Origin of the sequence: Labrenzia sp. THAF191a, assembly GCF_009363335.1 — a bacterium.
Classification (GTDB): Bacteria; Pseudomonadota; Alphaproteobacteria; order Rhizobiales; family Stappiaceae; genus Roseibium; species Roseibium algicola.
The window spans coordinates 4,749,564-4,769,206 of record NZ_CP045333.1 but is presented as its reverse complement, the minus strand read 5'-3'; the positions used below and the strand labels follow the sequence as shown (position 1 = coordinate 4,769,206).

18 protein-coding genes are annotated in these 19,643 nt (G+C 56.9%); 11 read left to right on the top strand and 7 right to left on the bottom strand.

All coding sequences use genetic code 11. From position 1 onward, the window contains the following. Nucleotides 1–217 precede the first annotated feature (217 nt). A complete protein-coding gene (locus FIV05_RS21965) occupies nucleotides 218–1,495 on the top strand; it encodes a ferredoxin reductase family protein (protein ID WP_152512534.1) in 1,278 nt (425 codons plus the stop codon). Nucleotides 1,496–1,537: 42 nt separating this feature from the next. Here FIV05_RS21965 and FIV05_RS21960 read toward each other — a convergent pair whose 3' ends face one another. Further along, complete coding sequence (locus FIV05_RS21960; protein WP_152510967.1) at nucleotides 1,538–2,536, bottom strand: hypothetical protein; 999 nt, start codon at nucleotides 2,534–2,536, stop codon at nucleotides 1,538–1,540. A gap of 156 nt (nucleotides 2,537–2,692) precedes the next feature. Here FIV05_RS21960 and FIV05_RS21955 point away from each other — a divergent pair, with 156 nt between their 5' ends. The 4 genes from FIV05_RS21955 to FIV05_RS21940 all read left to right on the top strand — a co-directional run bounded on the left by FIV05_RS21955 (nucleotide 2,693) and on the right by FIV05_RS21940 (nucleotide 6,075). Beyond that, the gene (locus FIV05_RS21955) at nucleotides 2,693–3,118 is read left to right on the top strand and encodes a PaaI family thioesterase (protein ID WP_152510966.1); all 426 of its coding nucleotides are present in this window, start codon (nucleotides 2,693–2,695) and stop codon (nucleotides 3,116–3,118) included. A gap of 459 nt (nucleotides 3,119–3,577) precedes the next feature. Further along, entirely contained in the window at nucleotides 3,578–4,045 is a 468-nt protein-coding gene (rplM, locus tag FIV05_RS21950; RefSeq protein ID WP_006935155.1) for a 50S ribosomal protein L13, read from the top strand. A gap of 2 nt (nucleotides 4,046–4,047) precedes the next feature. Next, a complete protein-coding gene (rpsI, locus tag FIV05_RS21945) occupies nucleotides 4,048–4,524 on the top strand; it encodes a 30S ribosomal protein S9 (RefSeq protein ID WP_022999426.1) in 477 nt (158 codons plus the stop codon). Between the two features lie 135 nt (nucleotides 4,525–4,659). Then, nucleotides 4,660–6,075 (top strand): MATE family efflux transporter, encoded by a 1,416-nt coding sequence (locus tag FIV05_RS21940; RefSeq protein ID WP_209009740.1) that lies wholly within the window; start codon nucleotides 4,660–4,662, stop codon nucleotides 6,073–6,075. Nucleotides 6,076–6,083: 8 nt separating this feature from the next. Here FIV05_RS21940 and FIV05_RS21935 read toward each other — a convergent pair whose 3' ends face one another. After that, complete coding sequence (locus FIV05_RS21935) at nucleotides 6,084–6,530, bottom strand: helix-turn-helix domain-containing protein (protein WP_051990147.1); 447 nt, start codon at nucleotides 6,528–6,530, stop codon at nucleotides 6,084–6,086. Nucleotides 6,531–6,600: 70 nt separating this feature from the next. Between FIV05_RS21935 and FIV05_RS21930 the strand changes: the two genes are divergently transcribed. Beyond that, nucleotides 6,601–7,824: an MFS transporter gene (locus tag FIV05_RS21930; RefSeq protein WP_152510965.1), complete on the top strand. Its 1,224-nt coding sequence runs from the start codon at nucleotides 6,601–6,603 to the stop codon at nucleotides 7,822–7,824. Nucleotides 7,825–7,867: 43 nt separating this feature from the next. Here the strand turns inward: FIV05_RS21930 and guaD are convergent, their stop codons facing one another. The 3 genes from guaD to FIV05_RS21915 form a co-directional block, all read right to left on the bottom strand. Next, the gene (gene guaD, locus FIV05_RS21925) at nucleotides 7,868–9,163 is read right to left on the bottom strand and encodes a guanine deaminase (RefSeq protein WP_152512028.1); all 1,296 of its coding nucleotides are present in this window, start codon (nucleotides 9,161–9,163) and stop codon (nucleotides 7,868–7,870) included. A gap of 182 nt (nucleotides 9,164–9,345) precedes the next feature. Beyond that, nucleotides 9,346–9,531, bottom strand: a complete 186-nt coding sequence (locus FIV05_RS21920; protein ID WP_152510964.1) for a hypothetical protein — start codon at nucleotides 9,529–9,531, stop codon at nucleotides 9,346–9,348. A 93-nt stretch (nucleotides 9,532–9,624) separates the two neighbouring features. After that, nucleotides 9,625–10,572 carry a cation diffusion facilitator family transporter gene (locus FIV05_RS21915; RefSeq protein ID WP_152510963.1) on the bottom strand — a complete coding sequence of 316 codons (948 nt, stop codon included), beginning with the start codon at nucleotides 10,570–10,572 and terminating at the stop codon, nucleotides 9,625–9,627. A gap of 286 nt (nucleotides 10,573–10,858) precedes the next feature. Between FIV05_RS21915 and speB the strand changes: the two genes are divergently transcribed. Continuing rightward, complete coding sequence (gene speB / locus FIV05_RS21910) at nucleotides 10,859–11,821, top strand: agmatinase (RefSeq protein WP_152510962.1); 963 nt, start codon at nucleotides 10,859–10,861, stop codon at nucleotides 11,819–11,821. 19 nt (nucleotides 11,822–11,840) lie between these two features. Further along, nucleotides 11,841–12,485, top strand: coding sequence for a hypothetical protein (locus FIV05_RS21905; RefSeq protein ID WP_152510961.1), 645 nt, complete (start codon nucleotides 11,841–11,843; stop codon nucleotides 12,483–12,485). A 35-nt stretch (nucleotides 12,486–12,520) separates the two neighbouring features. Here the strand turns inward: FIV05_RS21905 and FIV05_RS21900 are convergent, their stop codons facing one another. Next, nucleotides 12,521–13,126, bottom strand: a complete 606-nt coding sequence (locus FIV05_RS21900; RefSeq protein ID WP_152510960.1) for a DUF6653 family protein — start codon at nucleotides 13,124–13,126, stop codon at nucleotides 12,521–12,523. 327 nt (nucleotides 13,127–13,453) lie between these two features. Between FIV05_RS21900 and FIV05_RS21895 the strand changes: the two genes are divergently transcribed. Next, a complete protein-coding gene (locus FIV05_RS21895) occupies nucleotides 13,454–15,775 on the top strand; it encodes an EAL domain-containing protein (protein WP_152510959.1) in 2,322 nt (773 codons plus the stop codon). A 75-nt stretch (nucleotides 15,776–15,850) separates the two neighbouring features. Here FIV05_RS21895 and phaC read toward each other — a convergent pair whose 3' ends face one another. After that, the gene (gene phaC / locus FIV05_RS21890; protein WP_055653945.1) at nucleotides 15,851–17,656 is read right to left on the bottom strand and encodes a class I poly(R)-hydroxyalkanoic acid synthase; all 1,806 of its coding nucleotides are present in this window, start codon (nucleotides 17,654–17,656) and stop codon (nucleotides 15,851–15,853) included. Between the two features lie 233 nt (nucleotides 17,657–17,889). On the opposite strand from phaC, the gene FIV05_RS21885 reads away from it, so the two are divergent. Together FIV05_RS21885 and FIV05_RS21880 are read left to right on the top strand one after the other, a co-directional pair. Beyond that, complete coding sequence (locus tag FIV05_RS21885; RefSeq protein ID WP_152506738.1) at nucleotides 17,890–18,141, top strand: hypothetical protein; 252 nt, start codon at nucleotides 17,890–17,892, stop codon at nucleotides 18,139–18,141. Between the two features lie 141 nt (nucleotides 18,142–18,282). Beyond that, nucleotides 18,283–19,518: a GGDEF domain-containing protein gene (locus tag FIV05_RS21880; RefSeq protein WP_062488910.1), complete on the top strand. Its 1,236-nt coding sequence runs from the start codon at nucleotides 18,283–18,285 to the stop codon at nucleotides 19,516–19,518. Nucleotides 19,519–19,643: the final 125 nt, after the last annotated feature.

Below are 19,643 nucleotides of genomic sequence, written 5' to 3'. Positions count from 1 at the left end.
GTTGCAGCTGTCACGTAAGCCCTCTAACGCATCCCGATCGTTTTGTGGATGGGCGGCAAGTCGCGATGATGCTTGAGCAGGAACTGCGCGCCGTCCGATCCGCAAGCTAACGGAACCGCTTCGAGCCTGAAGCCAGAAACGGACACATGTTTTGCGCCCTGTTGGACTTGCACTGATTGCTCTCGCTGCCCTGATCCCTCTTTTCTGGTTCGCCCCGATGGCTGCGTCGCGAGATCCGGTGGCGCTTTTCAGCCAGTATCTTGGAACCGCTGCATTGATCGTGATGGGGATCAACCAATTCCTGGCGACGCGCGTGCCGGGGCTGGAACTGGTGTTCGGGCCGCTCGACCGGATCTACGTTTTGCACAAATGGCTGGGTATCATCGCGATGGTGGGCCTGGGACTGCACGACATCATCGATGCGGATATGGACGGTTTGCGTGGCGGACCGCTGGCCGATGCTGCTGAAGACATAGGTGAGGTGAGCCTTTACGGTCTTCTGATCCTGGTGCTGGCATCCGTCATCACCTTCATTCCCTACCACTTGTGGAAATGGAGCCATCGGTTGATCGGCGTCTTCTTTTTCATGGGAGTATTCCACTACTTCTTCATTGAAAAGCCGTTCGCGAACGCAGACCCGCTCGGGCTTTACGTTTCTGCGTTCTGTGTGCTCGGCCTTGTTTCCTATGTCTGGATGTCAGTTCTGCGGCCGTTGGCACCACGTGGCCACGCCTACAAGGTTGCCTCCGTTCGTCACATCAATGGCCTGACGGAAGTGCTCCTGGAGCCCAGGGGGCGAGGGCTGAAACATGTGGCCGGACAGTTCGCGTTCCTTTCGGTAAAGGGAGGAGGCTTGACGGAGGAACATCCGTTTACGCTCAGTGCCGCGCCACGCGATGACAGGTCGCTGCGATTCACGATCAAGGATCTCGGCGACTACACCAGCCGCCTGTACCGCGAACTGAAGGAAGGTATGGAGGCTATGGTTTCCGGTCCTTATGGCAATTTCTCGATGCCGTCTGGACGGGACCCTCAGGTGTGGGTTGCCGCCGGTGTCGGAATAACTCCCTTCCTTGCGTTTGCGCAGAGCCTGAAACACCGGGAGAGTGGGCCGGTAAAGCTCTACTATTGTGTGCGCGAGCGTGGCGACATTCCATATGTGGTTGACCTTCAGCAATTGGCCGAAGAAACCGGCAAGCTTGAGCTGATAATCGTCAATTCGCTTGAAGGCGTCAGGCTGACACCCGAACGGATTGTCGAAGACCTGAAGGGCGACTTACGCAATGCCCATGTCTTCTTTTGCGGGCCTGCGCCCCTTCGCAAGACACTGAAGAGCAGTCTCGTGCTGAAAGGCCTGAGAGCCAGCCGGTTTCACTTCGAGGAGTTTCAGATGCGAACCGGTATTGGCCTGGGCAGACTGGCGGTCTGGCTCTGGGATCGGGGAATTTACGCCATCGAAAAACGCCGCGCCGAAAAGACACAGCCAGCAGAATAGTGCCTCCGATCTGCGAAAGCCCACTTCGTGCGGGAATGGCGCTTATTGCAGCCAGGGGGCTGACGCACTCCAGAAGATGATGTCAACGCCAAGATAATCGGTGGCAAACTTGATAAATTCCGATCGGGCAAAGGTCTTGCCCGTTTCCGGATTGATGTACTCCAAAGTGGGCTCCTGGATCGCCATCGCAATCACCGGCAATTTGTCCTTGAACTGGTGAAAGAAGGGGTAGGAATTCTTCATCTGTGCCTTTCGATGCGGAACGATATCGGGACCGCCCAGACCGATTCCGAGTTCGGCTGCCTTGTCGAAGCTGCGCTCCATGTAGCCTTCACTGTTTTCCCACTCGCATGGCCAGAAGTTGACGTATTGAACGACATGGGATGCCTGGAACGCAATGCGCGCATGGACCATGTTTTCCAATGTCGCGTTGAAATAGGCGTCGCAACTGAAGCCCGTCTCGTCCTTGCGTCTGTCAACGTCGATCGAGCTTTCCGGCAGGTTGAGGCCTTCGATGCGGCCATCGAACTGGTCCGCAAGGGCGGTCAATAGAGCCTGGTAACGGGTGCGAACCGCTTCGTTCCATTGAACGGCTACCCAGCCTTCTGGTGTCGGGGTTTCGGCTTCACTGTCGTCCACCTGTCGGGCAAGGCCGCCTGCATAGAGCGGATCCTTCAGCAAATAGTCCGGCACAAAGCGAGCACCTTCCCAGAAGAAGCGGTCCTGAAGTTGAAGAAAAAACGCCTTGTCGAATTTTTGGGCTACAGCGAGGTCCCGCTCGATTGCGGAAAAGTCATAACGACCTTTTTCCGGTTCCAGCATTCGCCAGTTGTAGAGGATCTGAACGCCGGAAATCGCTGGATTATGCAATAGTTCACGTGTCTCGGAAAACGCGCCTGCACTGGTGTAGAGGTAATGTTTGACGTCGGCCAGGGCGATACCGGGGAACGTCATCATCGAGACAGCCGCAACAAGCGACGGCAAGGGGCGAAGGCTGCGAGCGGAAAATACTTTGCACAAGGTTGCAATCAGTCTGATCAATTGAAGACCCTCATTATCTGAAAAACGAAAGCCTGACAGAGGACTGAAGTGAGGCCCTTGTGTGTCTGGATCCGCTTTTGCCCAAGAAACGAATTGACGTGAACGTAAGTTGAAATCAGATTATGGGTTGAAAAAGAAAGTGGTAGGGGAGGCTACATGACACCGGTTATGACCGAGACCGAAATCATGGAAATGCTGGACAAGGAATTTCCGCAAATCCATGCAGGTGGTCGTGTTTATGCAATCGACAGCGTCTCACCCGGGAAAGCGGTCCTGCGCCTTTCCGCCAACGAGCTGCACCTGCGCCCGGGGGGCACAGTCTCCGGTCCTTCCATGATGGCGCTTGCGGACCTGGCCGCCTATGTCGTGATCCTGGCTCATATTGGCCCGGTTGCGCTTGCCGTGACCACAAATCTCAACATCAACTTTCTGCGGAAACCTGAGGCAGGAGATCTTCTCGCCACGTGCCGCCTGTTGAAACTCGGCAAGCGACTTGCCGTTGTCGATTGCGAAATTGCAGGTGATGGACAGGAAGAACTCGTGGCTCATGCCACAGCGACCTATTCCGTTCCTCCCCGCTGATAGTATCCGGACTTGCGGCCTCGATGTCAGGCTGATTGCCTGCCGCGCCTTACGGCATTACGAGTTTCTCCTTCGGGACTGCAGAAATGGAGGCCCGGTTCATTGGGCCGGCCAACTGTTCGAATCTAGTCAGATCGGGAAGCTTTTGGCCATTTTTCCTGATCTGGTTGGGGCGATAGACATTGGCCGATACGGGGAATGCAAGCATCACCGTTGTCCGGATGATCAGCATCTGACCAGGTTTGGCACCGATTTATGGGTTCTAATTTGCGGTATTATAATACCGTTTTTTTAAGTCATTGAAAAATATAAAGAAATAAGAGAGCTGTCGAAAATATCGTGCTTGACGCTTATTCTGGGTGAGCGTATAAGCGCCTCCGAACGAAATTTCGGTCCGTTCGCTGGCTTGATACAGGCCGCGCGGGCCTTTTCTTTAACCGACCAGTACGGATCAATCTCATGAAGACCTTCTCTGCCAAGCCGGCTGAGGTCGAGAAAAAGTGGATCTTGATCGACGCAGAAGGAATGGTTGTCGGCCGTCTCGCCGCATTCATCGCCAATCACCTGCGTGGCAAGCATCTGCCGACCTTCACGCCTCACATTGACACCGGTGACAACGTCATCGTCATCAATGCCGACAAGGTTGTGTTCACCGGCCGCAAGTACGACAACAAGAAGTACTACTGGCACACCGGCCACCCGGGCGGCATCAAGGAGCGCACAGCACGTGCAATCCTCGAAGGTCGTTTCCCGGAGCGCGTCCTGGAAAAAGCCGTTCAGCGCATGATGCCGGGCGGTCCTCTGTCCAACAAGCAGCTGAAGAACCTCAAGGTCTACGCTGGTCCGACCCACCCGCATGAAGCTCAGTCGCCGGAACTCGTCGACGTCAAGGGCCTCAACGCAAAGAATGATGGCAAGAGGGCTTAACGATGGCTGAGCTGCAATCCCTGGAAGAACTGGGCGGTGCGGTCGAAACCGCTGCCCCCGAAGCTCCGGTCCATGTCCAGAAGCTGGACGCCAATGGCCGTGCATATGCAACCGGCAAGCGTAAAGATGCTATTGCCCGCGTCTGGATCAAGCCGGGCACCGGCAAGATCGTGATCAACAAGAAGGACTACACCGAGTATTTCGCTCGCCCGGTTCTTCAGATGATCCTTCAGCAGCCGATCATGCTGACCGACCGTGCAGGCCAGTACGACGTTATCGCAACGGTTACCGGTGGTGGTCTTTCCGGTCAGGCTGGCGCTGTGCGTCACGGCCTGTCCAAGGCTCTGACCCACTATGAGCCGGAACTGCGTGCGGTTCTGAAGAAGAACGGCTTCCTGACCCGCGACAGCCGCGTTGTTGAACGTAAGAAGTTCGGTAAGCGCAAGGCACGCCGGTCGTTCCAGTTCTCCAAGCGTTAATCGCTGGATCTGGAAGTTACCAGTTCGAAAAACCCGCCGGAGCGATCCGGCGGGTTTTTTGTTGGCATCAATGCCTGCTAGGGCTTTGGCACGTTTGCAGCCACGCATGACGAGGACAATCCGCTGAGTTCGAATGTGAAAGATCAGGCATCTGCAACCCAGGCAAAATTTCTGTCTGGAAGTCTGTTTCGCCATGTGACCGTGATGTCCCTGACCGCGTCTATCGGTCTGATGGCGATCTTTGCTGTCGATTTTGTCGACATGATCTTCATTTCCATGCTGGGCAAGGCGGAACTGGCCGCGGCAGTCGGATATGCCGGTGCGATCCTTTTCTTCACCACCTCGTTCAACATTGGTGTTGCCATTGCCGCCGGTGCGCTGGTGGCCAGGGCGCTGGGGGCAGGGGACAAAGAGGAGGCACGGCAACAGGCTTCAAATGCTCTTACAGCGGGTTTCCTTTTCAGCGCGGTCTTTGCACTGGCCGTCTGGGTTTCGCTGGGGCCGCTTGTCACGTTGATCGGCGCAACCGGTCGAACCCATGATCTCGCGATTCATTACCTGGCAATCATCGTTCCGACGTTGCCTCTCCTGTTGCTCGGCATGGCAGGCGGAGCCGTTCTGAGAGCGCATGGCGATGCCCGGTGGGCGATGATGTCGACCATTGTCGGCGGGCTGGTGAATGCAGTGCTGGATCCGATTTTGATCTTCGGCTTCGACCTGGAACTGACAGGGGCAGCAATAGCCAGCGCAGCGTCCCGCGTCGCTATTGCCGTATTCGCGCTGTTACCGATCTTCCGCTACCACGGCGGCCTGACATTGCCGCGCCCGAAGGCCCTTTTTAGGGACATGTCGCCAATTGCCGCGATTGCTTGTCCAGCAATTCTCACCCAACTCGCAACACCGGTGGGGCAGGCCTGGGTAACCCGGTCAATGGCCGAATTTGGTGAAGAGGCCGTGGCCGGCATGGCGGTTGTCGCGAGAATGTCGCCTCTCGCCTTTGCAACCATCTTTGCGTTGTCTGGAGCCGTGGGACCCATCGTGGGGCAGAACTATGGGGCGGGACGGTTCGACCGGGTGCGTGACACGTTGCGCGAAGCGCTTCTGTTTACGGCACTTGTGGTCGGCCTGGCCGCGCTGGTTCTATTCATGCTCCGTGAACCGATCGCGCATCTGTTCGAAGCCGAAGGCGTTGCCCTGGCCCTGATTTTCCTTTTCTGCGGTCCCTTGGCGCTGGCCTTCTTTTTCAACGGTGCCATCTTTGTCGCGAACGCCTGCTTCAACAATCTGGGTCGGCCGTTCTATTCAACCATGCTCAACTGGGGACGGCACACGGTTGGTACGATTCCCTTCGTCTGGATCGGCGGAGCACTTTACGGAGCGCCTGGTGTCCTGATCGGTCAGGCAGCCGGAGGCGTCTTGTTCGGTGTCGCTGCCATCCTCATCGTGCGTGGTGTCATTCGCTCCGTCGAACAGCATCATGAGAAACCGAGAGAACCGGGGCTCTTTCAGCGTCAGGCGCGTCAGGTCATCCTGTTCTTTTCAAGAAGGTAGCAGGACAATCACATTCGACCCGGTTTGACCGGAGGCAACTTGTGTGTGACGCGCTCACTTCGGCTTCTCCGGCCACTGATACGGATCAGCTGCTGGAACTTCGGGCATTCCATGTGTGACGGTGCAGGACAGTCGGCGACGTGACGGATCATGTCGCGAAGTGCTTCCAGCGTGTGGATTTGCCTGTCGAGTTCATCTGCTCTCATGTGAAGGCCTGGCCGTGAGAGGGCGGGGCGGCCGTCGGAGCCGAACATTGACTTGATCTCTTCCAGCGAAAAGCCGCCCGTCTTGCCAAGCGTGATCAGGGCAAGCTGGTCCAGCACCTCCGGTCCGAACAGGCGCTTCAGCCCCCGGCGACCGACGGACGTGATCAAACCCTTTTCCTCGTAGTGGCGAATGGCCGATGCAGCGATGCCTGTTTGCTTCGATACTTCGGAAATATCCATTAATTTCATCTATTGACCTCAAGTCGACTTGAATTTGTAGACTGTGCTCCTGGCTTTCAAAAGGCAAGGAAAATCCATTATGTCTTCTCAACCTCGATCAACAGGTCGACCGCTCTGGCTGGAAACGGCAGCAATCGCGCTGCTGATGACGGCAACCTTGAAAATCATGGCGAATGCGACCATCAGCCCGGCGCTTCCCGCGCTCGAGGCAAGCTTTCCGGATGAACCCGCGGCGGCCTATCTGACCCGCTTCCTGGTCGCAGCGCCGTCGCTGTCCGTTGTTCTGATCGCACCGTTCGCCGGGCTGGCGGCAGACAGGTTCGGAAGAGGTCCGCTACTGCTGGCTGGTGTTCTTCTGTTTGCCTTTGCCGGTAGCGCTGGAGCCTACCTGCCAGACCTGCAGTCGATCCTGGTGAGTCGTCTTTTGCTGGGTGTTGCGGTCGCCATGACGATGACTGCGCAGGTTGCGCTGGTTGGGGACCTGTTTTCCGGTCAGCGCCGAAGTGCCTTTATGGGATGGCAGACGGCGGCGATCAACTTCAGTGGTTTCCTGTTCATCGGCTTTGCCGGCTGGCTTGCAGGTCTGTCTCCACGTTTGCCGTTCCTGGTCTATTTGTTGCCTGTTCTGCTGGTGCCGCTGTTGCTGCCGATCCTGCAACAGGAAAGAACCACTCGTCGCGAGAGTGCGGCCAACAAAGCCGCAAATGCAGACCTTGCCCCGCAAAAAGGATGGCTTGTTCCCGCACTGGCTGTTGGCCTGTTGACCATGGTCACCGTCATGTTCTTTTTCCTTATGCCCAGCCAGTTGCCGTATTATCTGGATGAAAACGGCATCGATAGCGCTTCTGGAACGGCAATGGGGCTAGGTGCATTGACACTGACCGGAGGCCTGGTTGCGATTGCCTACAAGAGGATCAGCTCCCTTGTCGGCCTGTCTGCGTCTTTTGGCATCGGCTTTGTGTTGATGGGGCTGGGGTTCGCCATTCTTTCGATAGACGCCCTCTGGCCGCTCATCCTCGGCGGTGCCGCTCTGGTCGGAGCGGGCTATTCGCTGGTTCAACCGTCGTTCTTGCTGCTCGCCTTGCAAGTGGCTCCGGAAGAACGCCGTGGTAGTGTTTCGGGCATCGTGACAACGGCGATGTTTCTGGGCCAGGTCGTCTCGCCGCTACTCCTGACCATGCCCATTCAGGACTTCGGTTTTGCCGCCGTCTACCGTGGAACGGCGCTGGCGCTGTTCCTGTTTTCCGCTGCCGGATTCAGCTTGTTGCTGTTTCGCCCGTTCCGGGCAAGGCACGCAGGCTGAGGCGGCCATAAGCCGGGGCATGTAGGCTTGCCCCGGCAAAGTGTCAGGACTTCAAGGCCTGTCCTGCAGCGTAGGTTTCAACGACTGCACGATCGTCGCCAAGGGTTTGCAGCACGAAAAGTTCTTCCGAGAGACTTTCGGCAGTCTCCATCCGCAAGGCCATCGGTTGGGTCGCGCGTGCATCGAGCACGACCAGATCTGCATCCGTGCCCGGCTCCAGGGTGCCGATCCTGTCTTGCAGTGAAAGCGCTTCGGCATTGCCAAGCGTTATCCAGTGGAAACAGGCAAGCGGATGCAGCCGCTGACGCTGGAGCTGCAGAACCTTGTAGCCTTCATCGAGCGTGCGCAGCATGGAATAGTTTGTGCCGCCGCCAACGTCGGTGGCGATGGCCGTGCGGACGCCAGCCTGCTCCAACCCGGCCTTGTTGAAGAGACCGCTGCCAAGGAACAGGTTTGACGTCGGGCAGAAAACGGCAACGGAGCCGGTTTCCCGCATGACGCCAAGTTCCCGGTCGTTCATATGTATGCAGTGACCGAGCAAGGTCTTTCGGCCGAGCAGGCCAAACCCTTCGTAAACGCCAAGATAGTCCGCCGCTTCCGGGTAGAGCTCCAGCGTGTAGGCGATTTCGTTGCGGTTTTCGTTGATGTGGGTCTGCAAATGGCAGTCCGGATATTCCCCCAACAAAGTTCCGGCAGCTTCAAGCTGCCCGGGTGTCGACGTGATTGCAAAGCGCGGGGTGACGACATAATGCGCCCGTCCGCGTCCATTCCATTTTTTCAGCAAAGCCTTGCTGTCGTCATAGGCGCTTTGAGCAGTGTCGCAAAGGTCGGCAGGCGCGTTCCGGTCCATCATCGTCTTGCCACCCAGCATCAACATGCCGCGCCGTTCCGCCTCCTCGAAATAGGCGTCGACCGAGGCGGGATGGCTGGAACAATAGGCGGAGGCCGTGGTGGTGCCATGGGCAACAAGCGCGTCATAAAAGGCCTTGGCGATCCGTTCCCCATGAGCCTTGTCCGCAAACTTCATTTCTGTCGGGAACGTGTAGTCGTTCAGCCAGTCCAGCAATTGGTCCGCCCAGGACGCAATCACCTGTGCTTGGGGGAAATGTATATGGGTGTCGATGAAGCCGGGCAGGATCAGATGTGGCCGATGATCGATGATGGCCGTTCCTTCATCGGCGGAGGCCGCAACGTCCGCAAACTCGCCGCAAGCAGCAATCTTGCCGCCACGAAGCAGAAGGGCACCGTCCTCGATATAGCTGTAGGCGTCCGTGTCATCCGGCCCATTGGGGGCGGCGGAGAAAGAAAGCAGCCTGCCGCGCAGGATCTTCGGGGTCATGTCTGCCACGGCAGGAATTCCTCATGGAGATGGACCGGCAATTGCCAGTTTGTTCCTCGTTTTAGTCCTGGGGGCGCAAGGCGACAACGGTCCCGTGTTGGTATCCCGTGGATCGCCGCGAAATCCTGAGAAAGACGGGAAACAATCCTGAGGACAAAATATGAGTGTGAGGCAAGCCGACCTTATTGCCCGGATCCTGTCAGGGAAAATAGCGCTCCACCCAGGGCTGCCAGTGTGGCGAGAATGGCAAGGCAGGCATAAAACGTGAAAATGGTGGCCACACCTTCCGGAGGTGCGGTGTTTTCGTTTCTGGCGTTCCAGGCCGTTGGTGCCGGATCCTGCGCCGAATTTCTGTCATAGCCAGCCATCCTGACTTCAGGCTAACCGGCAAGAGATAATCTCGCGTAAACAATCGGGGACTTCAAATGAGCGGCAATGATCGGGTCGGGGGGCTCAGAAACTCAGGAGCCTTCAGTTACCTCGATCGTCACGTGGCCGATGCCATGCCTTGTCTTCAACCGCTCGCGGATCTGCTGCAAAACGGCATCCGGACTGTCTTCCGGTTTCAAGATGGCATGCATGGTGGCATTCACCTTGCCTTCGGCCAGCGACCAGAGATGGATGTGATAAACGTCGGCGAGGCCAGGGACTTCATTCAGCAGATCGGTTTTCAGGGTGTCCCTGTCGATGTCTGCCGGTGCACCTTCCAGCAGGATATGCGCGGACTGGCGCATCACGGCGACCGCAGAACGAACAATCAGCACAGCGACGAAAACCGACAGGATCGGGTCAATCGGATACCAACCCGTGAAATAGATCACGATAGCGGCCGCGATGGCCGCAACGGAGCCGAGAAGATCGCCAAGCACGTGCAGGATCGCAGAGCGCATGTTGAGCGATCCGTCTCCGCCACGCTGCAGAATGAAAAAGGCGCCGATATTCACCAGAAGGCCGATAACGGCAATGATGAACATCGGGCCTGCAAGCACGGTCTCCGGCTCCATGAAGCGCCCGGCAGCTTCCACGCAGATCCAGCCTGTCACGACCAGCAGGAATATGGAATTGGCGAAGGCAATCAGCACCGGCAACCGGTCGCGGCCATATGTCAGCCGGGCATCTGCAGGTTTCTTGGATTGCTGAAAGGCCCACCAGGCCAACCCAAGTGATGCGGCATCCGTAACCATGTGGACGGCGTCCGCCATCAGAGCCAGAGAACCTGAAAGCCAGCCACCGATCAGCTCCGCAAACATGAAGGCAGCGATCAAAAGACCTGCCCATGCAACAGCGCGCGCGTTCTTGTCCGTCACTTCAGGGGTGTGATCATGGTCATGCCCTTGACCATGATCATGGTCGTGAGAATGGCCGTGCGCACTGCCGTCGGCATGGTCGTGATGGCCGCTGTCGCTCATGGCTGTGATCCTTCCTTTGCACGGAGAGGTGGGCGACCCGATCTTTCGACATATCCCGACGGTTGACAAGAAGCGGAACCGGAACAGCACCAAAGACACGGGGGACAAGTGCTGGCTCAACACTCCGTAGCAGACCTTGGGGCTCGGGATTGGCGGGACGATCCATCACTGGTAAAACCTGAATTACCGTCCTCGGGTGTCCGGTAAATGACACACCCGGCAGTCCGTGCCGCTTGATCCGGAGCGGCGCAAAAATCCTGCCACACCAGACTTCAAGGAAATTGTCATGTCAGCAGAATTGCCGCGGGAAACCGACAACGCATTTCTGGGTAAATCGGTCAAGGGCGGTTCGCATGAACCGACCTATGCAGGCGCGCTGTCCTTCATGCGTCGCCGCTATAGTCGCGATCTGACCGGGATTGACCTGGCGGTTTGGGGCATCCCGTTTGATGCGTCTGTTTCCAATCGTCCGGGGGCTCGGTTCGGTCCTCAGGGGGTGCGCCGCGCATCCGCCATTTTCGACGGCGACCCGCAATATCCGTTCGAAATGGACCCTTTCGAGGTTCTTGCCTGCGTGGACTACGGCGACTGTGTTTTCGACTATGGCCGCAACGCCGATATTCCCGGACACATCCAGTCTCAGGCTTCGGATATTCTGGCTTCCGGAGCGCATCTGTTTTCCATCGGTGGCGATCATTTCGTCACCTATCCGCTTCTCAAGGCGCATGTGGCCAAACATGGTCCGCTCGCTCTGGTGCAATTCGATGCCCATCAGGACACCTGGAACGATGAAGGCGACCGGATCGACCACGGCACTTTCACCGGACGCGCCGTGCGAGAAGGCCTTGTCGACCCGGACCGTTCGATCCAGATCGGCATCCGTACCCATGCCCCAGAAACTTGCGGGCTGGAAATCATTCATGGCTATGAGATGGACGAATTGGGTATCGGCGGTGTGATCGACAGGATCAAGGCCCGGGTGGGCAACGGCCCGGCCTATATGACATTCGACATCGATTGCCTTGATCCGGCGTTTGCTCCCGGTACCGGTACGCCTGTTTCCGGCGGCCTGTCCTCTCGCGAGGCATTGTCGATCCTGCGTGGGCTGGGGTCATTGAACTTCGTCGGTGGTGATGTTGTCGAAGTCGCACCGGCTTATGACCATGCCGATATCACCTCGATTGCCGGCGCTAGCGTCGCGCTGACCTACATTGGCCTGCTTGCTGAAAAGCGCAAACAGGAAGGCTGAGGCCAGAATAGGGGGCAACATGGAAACGATCCTCAGCTTCCGATTTGTCAAAACGCCGGGCAGCATGCCGCTGCCGCCCGGTGTCGCCAGGCAGTTCAGGGTGTTTGGCGCCGGGCAAAGTCTGGAGGAAGCACCTGCCATGGTGTTCGAACTGGACAAGCCACACATGAGAGGCGTCACAAGCATCCGCATCGGCTCACAGACTGCCTGGGCACTCGAGTGCAGATCCAGGTCCGGTACTGGCAGCTGGGAACTGAGGACCGGTGCCGACGTCAGCATCGGACAAATCGGGGGACTGGGATCTTTGAAGCAGGGCTGGCAACTGGAAGTCCCAGGAGGCAATGTTCAGTTCAGCCTTACCAATCCTGACAGTGTCGCCAAACAAGCCGTCCGCACGATGCTTGGTGGCGACACGGAAGCTCTGTTGCTGTTGGCAGACGGTAATCCAGCGGGGACGCTGGTCCGCAAACATCGGGATCAGGCAGAGGGCAAGAAAGCCGGTTTGCTGTCAGGTTTGAAGAGATTCGTGACAGGCAGGGATTGGGTGCTCGACATTCACGAGCCGGATTTGCGCAGCAAGATCGCGGTTCAGGAGCAGCAAGTTGCGCTTGCCGCACTTGGTCTGGTCGCCATCGTGAGTCTGGAGTTGAGCACAGCTGACTGAACAGCGACCCGCTTCAGGACGACACTCAAAGGAAATCAGCCGTGTTTGCTGCGCGCTGCCTTCCCGGGAAGGTTGTCGTTGTGCGGAACAGCAGTCCAGAACCGGTAGAGCGGGGTTTTGTCCTTCATGGTCTGGTAAAGCTGGATCAACTTGCCGAAGCTGACGAATTGGGCCGCATACGCAACGGCCAGACCTGTCAGTGACAGGATTGGCGACGACAGGAAGCCGCCGAGCAACGCAATCAGCCCACCCATCCAGAATACGAGATAAAGCGTTGTTATCCGGGCACTGTCGGTGGCGGGAACGGGGAGGAACAATCTGTTGAGCCAGATCTTTTCTCCAAAGCTCACGCGTTTGGCCCAACTGGTGGCCTTGCCGGTCTCACCGACAAGCCTGGGTACAGCGATCACGCCTGCCAGAACCGCAAAAGCGAGCAGAAGTGCGCCCCAGACACCAAGCCAGGCTTGCGTCCACAAGGCACCGGTCAACATGCCAGGTGCGAGTATCTTCATGAAAGTTGCCAGGGCAGGCGCTGGCTTGCCGGTCGCTGCTTTGGGCAGAAGAACGGGAGCTCTCAGGCCGTTTGCATCTTTCAATGCCGGACGGGCAAGGGGGCTCGGGTGACGTTGCGTGGTTTGCATATGCTGAAGCCGGCCTTTCGGATATCCGGCAATCTTACCCGGCGAAATGGGGACTTGGCAAACAACATTCTGTCGCAAGCAACAGTAAAGATCGTGAAAAATACCTAGGCCAAGGCCAGGTATCACTAAGTATTTGAATCGATCTCTCCTAGAGATTTTGGTGTAGTTTCAATGCGCTTGCCCGGATGGGCTAGTTCGTTTGATGAATAACAAATCGCTAATGAGTAAAAAGGCCTACATTCTGTTCAGTTCATTGTTTTTTAGTTTGAAATCGGCAAAGATGGCCAAATACTTGAGAGTGATAAATCCAATCAATTGGACTGGAGCATGGTCTTACAAACAAGCCAGGATGAAGGGGACGCGGAGAATAGCGAAATAGTCTCGTCCCTGGCCTCCGAGCTGGATCGGCTTAACCACATCACGAAGCTGTCAAGAAGTGACGAACTTCGCCTCAGCGGCGACTGGCTTCATACACTGCTTAACGAGGTTTCCGATTATCTCTATGTGAAGGACCGCAGCTCGCGCTTTGTCATGGCGAACTTGCAGGTCGCGCTTGATGTCGGTCTCGATGACGCTTCGCAATTGATCGGCAAGACCGATCTGGAGCTGCATCCGGAGGAGACCGGGTCCAAGTTCCATGCCATCGAACAGGAGATAATGGCCTCGAATATTCCGCGTATCGATTTCGAGGAGCCGTCAATTCTGGCGAACGGCAAGCGGAAATGGTTCTCTTCGTCCAAGTACCCGGTCACAAACAGCAAGGGTGAAGTCGTCGGCATTGTTGGCCTCTCGCGGGACATCACCGAGCGCAAACGGGCGTTACTGCTGCAGCAGGGGCAGAACAAGGTCCTTCAGGAAATTGCCGCGGGCAGACCCGTGAACGAGGTGTTGACGACACTCGTGTTGACCATTGAGGACCAGCTCGATGGAGTTATGGGGTCGATCATGCTTGTGGATGACACAGGCGAGCATCTTCTGGCGACTGTCGGTCCCAACCTGCCGCAAGAATACCTGGACATCACCGACGGTATACCTGTGAGCCCGAAAATGGGTTCATGCGGAACCGCTGTGTTCCGCCGCGAGAGTGTCATCGTCGAAGATATCCAGAAGGACCGACTGTGGGAGGATGTACGCGACCTTGTTGCTCCTTTCGAATTGCGGTCATGCTGGTCGGTGCCGTTTTTCGGCAAGGACAGCAAGGTTCTGGGCACGTTTGGGCTCTACACAAAATCAACGCGCAGCCCGACGGATCACGAGCTGAAGCTTGCACTGGAAGCTGCCCGGCTTGCGTCCGTAGCGGTCGAGCGTGACCGTGCCGAACGCAAGATCCGCTATCTGGCCAATCATGACGTCCTGACAGGCCTGCCCAACCGGCAGGAGTTCAAGACCAAGCTGGAAGAAAAGGTGTCCGAAAGTGACAGGACCGGCGTGCCTGTTGCCGTCGTTTTTGTCGATCTCGACAATTTCAAGTTCGTCAACGACAGCTTCGGACATGCGATTGGCGACCAGGTGCTGATGATCGTCGCGGAACGGATCATGTCCGTCCACGACGGTGCACATCAGGCCATCCGCTTCGGGGGGGACGAATTTGTCCTGATTGTCGACCGAGACACGGCAGAGAAAGCCGCCCTCAACGAATTCATGGCAAGGCTCCGGGACGAGATCACCAAAACGATCCAGATCGATGACCTGTCGTTCCATGTTACCTGCAGCATTGGTGCTGCCTGTTACCCGCAGGATGCCGACAGTGCGGCACAGCTTTTACGGAATGCCGACAAGGCGATGTTCGAAGCAAAGTCCGCAGGTCGTGACAGTTTCAAGATCTATGAACAGACCCGTCCGGAACGTTCGGTCAACAAGCTGACACTTCTGGAGGAAATGCGAACCGGCATCGAGAACGGCGAGTTTTTCCTGGAATACCAGCCGCAATACAATCTGGTCAGCGGCCGTATCGTAGGTGCGGAAGCGCTGGTGCGCTGGCAACATCCGGCACTTGGTCGCATGATGCCGGGCGAGTTCATCACGCTGGCGGAAGAAAGCGGCCTTATCGTGCCTCTGGGCAGATGGGTGACACGCGAAGCCTGCCGGCAGAACAAGGAATGGCAGGAAAGCGGACTGATGCCGATTACGGTTGGCGTCAATGTTTCCGCCCGCCAGTTCCGGGACGACGGTTTGATTTCGGATGTTCGCGATGCACTCGAGGAAACCGGACTTGCCGCGACCTACCTTGAGCTGGAGCTGACCGAAAGCCTGTTGATCAAGAATGCGGATCAGGCCGTTGGACTGATGGACGATTTCCGCCGGCTGGGCGTGAAGCTCGCCATAGATGATTTCGGCACCGGATATTCAAGTCTTGCCGCGCTGAAAAGCTTTCCGCTGACAAGGCTCAAGATCGACCGCAGCTTCATCAGTGATCTGGATTTCGACGAAAGCGACCGGTGTATCGCAAAGGCCATCATTTCCCTCGGGCGGGAACTTGGGCTTTGTGTCGTGGCTGAGGGCGTGGAAACCGCGAAGCAGCAAGCATTTCTTGCCAGCTGCCGTTGTGAAGTCGTCCAGGGCTATCATTTCGGTCGACCGATGGCCGCCCGCAAGTTCGGCAAGCTGTTGGCCATGACATTGACGCCTCTGGACGCACATTTCGGTTGAGATATACGCTTCGGAAACAGCCGTAGTCAGCGCCGGGAGAATGGAGCTCGCGGGGATGTGTCCTGGCGCAGCACGTTACACCTTGGTCATCACATAAGAGCCGGGTGCATCCTCAAGGATCTTGACCCGGTTTGCACCCGGCTTGCGGGCCTTGACCTTGGCGTCGTCATGCGAGCGGATCCACTGATCCCAGTACGGCCACCAGGAACCAGGGTGTTCCTCGGCATTCTTGAGCCAGTTTTCCAGGGTTCCCTTGGCTTCCGCGCCTGTCCAGAACTGGTATTTCTTCTTCGCAGGCGGGTTGACCACACCCGCAATATGCCCGGAACCGGCCAGCACATAATCTACCGGGCCACCAAAACAGCCTGACCCCAGAAAGACCGATTTCGGCGGTGCGATGTGGTCTTCACGCGTTGCCAGGTTGAAGATCGGAATGGTTACCTTGGAGAGATCCAGATGCTCGCCCGCGATTTCCATTTCGCCCTTGGACAGCTTGTTGTCCAGATAACAGTTGCGCAGATAGAACGAATGGTTCGCGGCGGGCATGCGTGTGGAATCCGAGTTCCAGTAGAGCAGGTCAAACGGGAAGGGGTCCTGGCCCTTCAGGTAGTTGTTGACCACATAGGACCAGATCAGATCGTTGGAGCGCAGCATGTTGAAGGCGGACGACATCTTGGAGCCGTCCAGATAGCCGTGCTCGGCCATCCTCTTTTCGAGGACCGAGATCTGTTCTTCATCGACGAACACCTTCAGGTCACCTGCGAAAGTGAAGTCGACCTGTGTGGTGAAGAAGGTCGCGGTCTTGATGCGGTCGTCGCCGATCTTTGCCATATAGGCAAGTGTGACCGCCAGCAATGTGCCGCCGACGCAGTAGCCGATGGAGTTGACCTCTTCCTGGCGCGTTGCCCGCTTGATGACGTCGAGCGTATTGAGGATGCCTTCCTTCATATAATGCTCGAAGCTCTTTTGAGCCTGGCGTTCGTCCGGATTGACCCAGGAAATGACAAACACCGTGTGGCCCTGGTCGACCGCCCACTTGATGAAGGATTTTTCCGGATTGAGGTCGAGAATGTAGAACTTGTTGATCCACGGCGGAACGATCAGGAGCGGACGCTTCAGGACCTCGTCGGTAGATGGCGAATACTGGATTACCTGGCAGACGTCGTTCTGCGAGATCACCTTGCCTGGGGTGGTGCCGAGGTTCTCTCCGAGCTTGAATTTTGTCGGATCGGTCTGACGGATCTTCAGCTCGCCCTTGCCGGTTTTCAGATCCTCGACGAGGTGCCGCATGCCCTTGACCAGGTTTTCGCCGTTGCTTTCCAGTGTCAGACGTAACAGTTCGGGGTTTGTAAGCACGAAATTGGACGGAGAGACGGCGTTGGCGATCTGGGTAACGTAGAATTCGGCCTTGTGGCGTGTGTGCTCATCCAGCCCCTGGGCGTCGTGGACCATGTCCTCCGCCCATTTGCTGGTGATCAGGTAGAGCTGCTTGATGAAATCGAAGAACTGGTTTTTTTCCCAGTCAGGATCGGCAAAGCGCTTGTCACGTGCCGGAGTTTCGATCGCCGGTGTAGACGGTTCGCCCATCATCCGTTTCAGCGAGGAATTCCAGAGATCGATATAGCCGCTCCACAAGCGTGACTGCGCCTCGACGGCGCGCTGCGGATCGGACGCCCAGTATTCGCCAACCTGAGCGAGGGTCTTTACGACACCAGTCAGCTCGTCGGTCGAATCGTGGGTGATCTTGCCCTGTTCCCGGGGCTCGATATAGGCCGCCAGTGCCTTGCCTGCCTGCTCGAGCGTCTTTGCAAGATTCTGTGCAAAGGCTTCCGGGTTGTTGATGATATACTGCAACATGGGATGGTCGCGGTCATCAGCCATAGGCAGGGATTTCCTCCGGTTGTCTTGCCCCATTCAGCCCACGAAAGGCCTGTGAGCCCTTGTTGTTCAATCGCGTTATCTTGTTATTTTTTCGCCGATATTTTGAACTATCGGCTATTTATGACACAAGGTAACGTCTCCGTCGATTGGATTTCAATCCACGTTCAAGCCCTCTGGCTAGTGGAAATTTGTGACGATCGGATGGATGAGGAAACAAAGTGGTGGAGGATCGGTTGAGCTGCATGCGGAACGTGCTGGCACTGGGTGGGTGCCTGCTTCTCGCCTTTGGGTTGTCGGCATGCGCCGTCGGGCCAGGGACACCCTTGCTTGATGCGCTGAAAACCGAACCCGGGCAGGGGAGAGGCAACGTCCCGGCACCGAAAGGCTATGGTGCCATCGTCAATCCCGGCGAGTCTTCCGGCCTCATCAATCCGAAGGAGAGGCAAGAGACGCAGGCCTATCTGGAAACACTTGCGTCTGAGTGACGCAGGGGACGATGCCCAATACATATGCGGATGATGTGAGGTGGCTAAAGAAGATAAAATATTGATAAATATACGGATTAAATCTTTCCTTTACGACTGGCGGTCTAGTCTGCAAGCCTTGATCGCAAGGCCTTTGTTTTCATGACGCTCGATACACCGACACTGTTTACCTGCATTATGATTGCCGAGTTTGCCGGTAGCGTCATTCTGTTCCTTTTTTACATGTTCTGGCCCGGGCGGAGCGTTGCCTGTTCGAGGAGCCTGGCCCTGTGGTCTGCAGGAATGTTTCTGGCGGCTTGCGGGACGGTTCTGCTTGCATTTCGCGGAACAATTCCGGACCTTTTCAGTATCGTTGCCGCTAATTTCCTGGTCATTCTCGGGACCGGTCTGAGGCGAAGCGGTTTCGCCGTGTTCCTGGGCCGCAGCGGTCATGTCTGGGTGTTCGCAACGATAGCATTCGCCTGGCTCGTTCTATGCCAGTTTCCCGAATTTCAGGACAACTTCCTCACCCGGGTGAATTATGTTCAGTCGGTGCTGATCCTGAGTGGTCTCTGGGTCGTGTGGATGGCGTTCTTCGAAAATCGGGAGAAACTCTATTCAGCACGTATGCTTGGCATGACAACGCTGGTCGAAACCGCGGGGTTCATGTGGTTTACCTTTCACCAGAACATACTGCTGTTCCCGTCCTTCCAGTCGACGTTCACTGAAGGGTTTATGAGCACCTACCTGATCACCGTCCTGTTTTCGATCATCATGACGATTGTCCTGCCGGCTTCCATGGTCATCGAGCGATCCTTGCACGGTTTCAGGGAGCAGGCTCTTCAGGACGACCTGACAGCTCTGCCGAACCGAAGGGCGTTTCTCAATGATGCCGAGGACTGGATCGCTTCGAACTCCTCCCCAAAGGGAATTTACAGCCTCATCCTGTTTGACATGGACCAGTTCAAATCGGTGAACGAGCGTTTCGGTCAGGCGATGGGAGATGCGCTCCTGCAGCTTTTCGCGCGCATCTTGAAGGATACACTGGTCGAAAACGCCATTTCAGGGCGTGTGGGCGGTGCGGGATTCGCGGTGTTCCTGCCGGAGGGCAACAAGGAACTCGCCCATTTGACTGCCCAGAGAATCTGCAGGCGTTTCGGGCTGGAATGTCAGGAAGCGTCTGGCGGCCGGCTGATGGTGACCGCGAGCGTCGGTCTGGTCAGTGCCAGCGTTTCGACACCGCTCGAGCGTGCGATGGAAGCTGCCGAAGGTGGCCTGCACAGGGCAAAGAAACAGGGCCGCGCACAAATCGTCACGATGGATCTTGCGCCCAATGGCCGGCTTATCAAGGACGCAAAAAGAACCGGTTTTTCCGTGCTTCGGAAAAAGGCGGCCTGATCTCCTACTCTCTTTGATTGTCGCGACACGCCCGGCACAGTGGAGTGAGGGATCTGGCTCCGGAAGGCGGTCCGCTTACTGCTCCCTTGCAATTCACTCCTCGCCAGATTTTTGCTCCTGCACAC